The sequence below is a fragment of the Pseudomonas sp. HMSC057H01 genome (genome assembly GCF_001836405.1).
Classification (GTDB): domain Bacteria; phylum Pseudomonadota; class Gammaproteobacteria; order Pseudomonadales; family Pseudomonadaceae; genus Pseudomonas; species Pseudomonas aeruginosa.
This window is the reverse complement of the sequence record NZ_KV828479.1, coordinates 1-1,418: the sequence shown is the minus strand read 5'-3', so window position 1 is coordinate 1,418 and position 1,418 is coordinate 1. Positions and strand designations below refer to the sequence as shown.

The 1,418-nt window shown below is 69.3% G+C and carries 1 protein-coding gene; it reads left to right on the top strand.

Going from position 1 to position 1,418, the window contains the following annotated elements:
• A partial coding sequence (locus HMPREF2581_RS18210; RefSeq protein ID WP_139181912.1) for a type VI secretion system spike protein VgrG2a occupies positions 1–1,418 on the top strand: 1,418 nt, incomplete at both ends.

The window sequence follows — 1,418 nt, the reverse complement described above, 5'->3', positions numbered from 1 at the left end:
CGGGTGGCATCGGTCAGCGGCGACGACCCGCGGCTGATCCCGGGCCACGCCTTTGCCCTGGAAGGTCATCCGCGTGCCGACTTCAACGCCTGGTGGCGGCCGGTACGGGTGGTCCATCGCGGCACCCAGTATGCCGGCCAGGAGGAAGAGTCCGCCGACGCCCCTCTGGGGGTGAGCTACGACCTGCGCGCCGAACTGGTGCCCGAGGACGTCGAATGGCGTCCCGCACCGCTGCCTCGGCCGCGTATCGATGGTCCGCAGATCGCGACGGTAGTCGGCCCGGCAGGGGAAGAGATCCATTGCGACGAGTGGGGGCGGGTGAAAGTCCAGTTCCCCTGGGATCGCGAGGGACGTCACGATGAGTTCAGTACCTGCTGGATACGGGTCGCGCAGAACTGGGCGGGTGCCGACTGGGGAAACATGGCGATCCCGCGGATTGGCCAGGAGGTGATCGTCGATTACCTGGACGGCGACTGCGACCAGCCGATCGTCACCGGGCGCACCTACCGGGCGACCAACCGACCACCCTACGCGCTGCCCGACCACAAGATCCTCAGCACCATCAAGAGCAAGGAGTACAAGGGCAGTCGGGCCAACGAGCTGCGCATCGACGACACCACGGCGCAGATCAGTGCGGCGCTGATGAGCGACCACGGTGCCAGCGCGCTGCACCTGGGCTACCTGACCCATCCTCGGCCCGAAGGCGGCAAGCCACGCGGCGAGGGCTTCGAACTGCGCACCGACGAACATGGCGCGGTGCGTGCGGCCAAGGGGCTGCTGCTGAGCACCGAGGAGCAGCTCAGGGCCGGCGCCGGCCATCTCGACCGAGGCGTCGTGGTGCAGGTGCTGGAGGCGGCGCTGGAGCTGGCCCGCGAGCTGGGCGACTACGCCGGGGAGCACCAGGGCGTGGGGCACGACGCGGCGCCGCAGCAAACCCTCCAGGAAGCCGTGCGCGACCTCGGCCACGGTGCCAACGACGAGTCCGGCAAGAGCAACGGAGGCAAGCCAGCGATCGCCTTGAGCGGTCCGGCAGGGATCGCCGCGGCGACGCCGACGAGCCTGACCCTGGCCGCCGGCGAGCACGTCGACAGCGTGGCCCGGCAGAACCAGCAGGTGACCGCCGGGCAGAAGGTGGTGATCAACGCCGGCAGCGACATCGGCCTGTTCGCCCAGGGCGGCGAGCTGCGCCAGATCACCCACCAGGGGCCGATGCTGCTGCAGGCGCAGAAGAACGACATCCGCCTGGAGGCCGAGCAGAGCGTGGAGGTCAGCGCCAGCCAGCAGCACGTGCTGGTCACCGCGAAGGAGCACATCACCCTGATGTGCGGCGGCGCCTACCTGACCCTCAAGGGCGGCAACATCGAGCTGGGCATGCCCGGCAACTTCGTGGTCAAGGCGGCGAAGCACAGTCATGTCGG